Origin of the sequence: Acinetobacter sp. USHLN143, assembly GCF_037145695.1 — a bacterium.
Taxonomy (GTDB): domain Bacteria; phylum Pseudomonadota; class Gammaproteobacteria; order Pseudomonadales; family Moraxellaceae; genus Acinetobacter; species Acinetobacter fasciculus.
Map to the genome: position 1 here is coordinate 1 of NZ_JBBCWZ010000151.1, position 2,042 is coordinate 2,042.

4 protein-coding genes and 2 pseudogenes are annotated in these 2,042 nt (G+C 34.6%); 3 read left to right on the forward strand and 3 right to left on the reverse strand.

Annotated elements, in window-relative coordinates; genetic code table 11:
* A pseudogene (locus WFH18_RS17285) lies at positions 1-99 on the forward strand (transposase); the annotation flags it as partial.
* Here the strand turns inward: WFH18_RS17285 and WFH18_RS17290 are convergent.
* Positions 61-498 carry a hypothetical protein gene (locus WFH18_RS17290; protein ID WP_336755356.1) on the reverse strand — a complete coding sequence of 146 codons (438 nt, stop codon included), beginning with the start codon at positions 496-498 and terminating at the stop codon, positions 61-63. The pseudogene WFH18_RS17285 and the gene WFH18_RS17290 sit on opposite strands and share 39 nt — an antisense overlap.
* 72 nt (positions 499-570) lie before the next feature.
* Positions 571-789 (reverse strand): hypothetical protein, encoded by a 219-nt coding sequence (locus WFH18_RS17295; RefSeq protein WP_005265427.1) that lies wholly within the window; start codon positions 787-789, stop codon positions 571-573.
* Positions 790-946: 157 nt separating this feature from the next.
* On the opposite strand from WFH18_RS17295, the gene WFH18_RS17300 reads away from it, so the two are divergent.
* Positions 947-1,342: a transposase family protein gene (locus WFH18_RS17300; protein ID WP_079281082.1), complete on the forward strand. Its 396-nt coding sequence runs from the start codon at positions 947-949 to the stop codon at positions 1,340-1,342.
* Positions 1,290-1,760, forward strand: a complete 471-nt coding sequence (locus WFH18_RS17305) for an IS5/IS1182 family transposase (RefSeq protein ID WP_039254797.1) — start codon at positions 1,290-1,292, stop codon at positions 1,758-1,760. The genes WFH18_RS17300 and WFH18_RS17305 overlap by 53 nt, the downstream gene beginning before the upstream one ends.
* A 14-nt stretch (positions 1,761-1,774) precedes the next feature.
* On the opposite strand, the pseudogene WFH18_RS17310 reads toward WFH18_RS17305, so the two are convergent.
* A pseudogene (locus WFH18_RS17310) lies at positions 1,775-1,933 on the reverse strand (transposase); the annotation flags it as partial.
* Positions 1,934-2,042: the final 109 nt, after the last annotated feature.

Sequence of the window (2,042 nt, forward strand, 5' to 3'; positions counted from 1 at the left end):
TATTGGCGAGATTTTCAAGTCATGACAGCTGACAAAATAGAGCAATGGGTGGAGAAAGTATCAAACCAATTCGGAAAAGAATACATGTTTACTTTTTAATGACAACTTATGAATTTTCTCGGACTCCACTTCCAAAATATCTAAATTATCTTCATTGGTTACTTCTAATAAACGTGAATAAGTAGATTGACCATTTTCATCATTAACTAAAACTGATTGAAGTTTTTCAATAGCAACTAGAGATTCATCTAATTTAGCTTTAAGGAGAGATAACTCATTTGTTTTAATAATTAAATTTTGCTGTTGAGCTTTAATCTTATCCAATTCACCTTGTAGAAGTGAACTAACTGTATAACGATTATCCGTTAAATCTCTTAAGTCTGACCTTAAAGAATACTTAGCTGATAAATAATCGTTTAAAGCCCTAAGTTGCGCTAATCCTTCACGTAATTTTTTTTCATCACTTTCTTTCAAACCAAGCAAATCTTTTAAGCCCATTATTTTTTCTTTATTAATAAATTACCAATATATTAAACTAAATATATATATTGAAGTATTGAAAATTTAGACCTACTTTTCAAAAAATGGATCAATATTCTGAGGCAACCAATAATTTTGGTTATTAAATGAAATATTATAGCCATCTTTGATTTCAACAATCATTTCTATCTTGATCTTCAATGAATCCTGATAGCTCATACGATGGAAAAATTGTAATCCGTTTTTCACCCATGCTAAGACATCAAAATCAGTATTGTGACTTATCATAGAAATCAATTCTTTTTCCAATTTATGCTTGCTTGCTTCTTTAATAAACTTAGAGTTTCTTAAAGAAATATAATCAATATTCGTTTTATATTAGATCTCTTTCATAAATCAAAAAACGATCTTCTTTTTGGTTAATATTTGCACTCCGGATTTCTTGGCATTCGTGCATAATCTGCGGATGAAATACATCGATTCAAACAAGCTTTCTGATCCTCAGTTCAAGCGATACACGGGCATCTCATGGTCAACCTTTGATTTAATGGTTGAGCAATTGAAGAAACATGTCCCTGCCAAAGGCAGACCGCCCAAGTTAAGCCTGGAAGACCAGGTTCTGCTCTGTCTAAGCTATTGGCGGGAATACCGAACCTTATTTCACGTTGCGACGAGCTACGGGGTTTCAGAGCCCACAGCCTCAAGAATTGTCCGTCATGTTGAAGACTGCCTGATTCGGTCCAATCTCTTTAATTTACCCAAAGATTTACCCGAGGGCGAAGGCATCGATTGGAATGTTGTGATCGTGGATGCCACAGAAATTCCAATCCAAAGGCCTAAAAAAACAGAAGAAAAGCTATAGCGGCAAGAAAAAGACCCACACTTTCAAAGTACAGGCCATCATTCATTATCAAACTCAAAAAATCCTGAGTTTATGTACGAGTCGTGGTGCCGTACATGATTTCGAACTCTTTAAACGTAACTTGAATCAGATTCCTGCAGGTGCATTTATCCTTGCGGATAAGGGTTATCAGGGAATTTATACAGTGTATCCAAATAGCTTGTTGCCATTAAAAGCAAAGAAGCGCTGTAAACTGGATTCCGAACTAAAAATCTATAATCAGGAAATCAATAAAAGAAGAATTGGAATTGAGCATGTATTTGGCAGTTTGAAAACCTTCAAAATTCTTGCTGAGCGATATCGCAATCGAGGCAAAAGACTAGCATTAAGATTCAATCTAATTGCTGGAATTTATAACTTGGAGCTGAGTGAAAAATGACTTATGAAAGAAATCTATTGATCATTTAAAAAATTAATAAATCCTGTTAATGCAGCAGCTTGCCCCGAATATTTACTCAAATAAGCTTTAATTTTTTCTAAATTTGGTAGGGTTTGCTTATCCTGAATAGACAGCATCAGTGCAACAGCAGGCTTAATTGCGAGCCTTACAGTAAGCGTCCGCTGAACACACCTTATGAATTCGTCCTATAAGCCTTAATTTAGTCCCCACTTAAAAACAAGTGGGGACTAAAATTTATGACTACAAATCACCAGACATCCA

Bases quoted from the DNA above. Each gene is read 5' to 3' on its own strand.
- WFH18_RS17305 (WP_039254797.1), top strand. From the start codon at position 1,290: ATGCCACAGAAATTCCAATCCAAAGGCCTAAAAAAACAGAAGAAAAGC.
- WFH18_RS17300 (WP_079281082.1), top strand. From the start codon at position 947: ATGAAATACATCGATTCAAACAAGCTTTCTGATCCTCAGTTCAAGCGA.
- WFH18_RS17290 (WP_336755356.1), bottom strand. From the start codon at position 498: ATGGGCTTAAAAGATTTGCTTGGTTTGAAAGAAAGTGATGAAAAAAAA.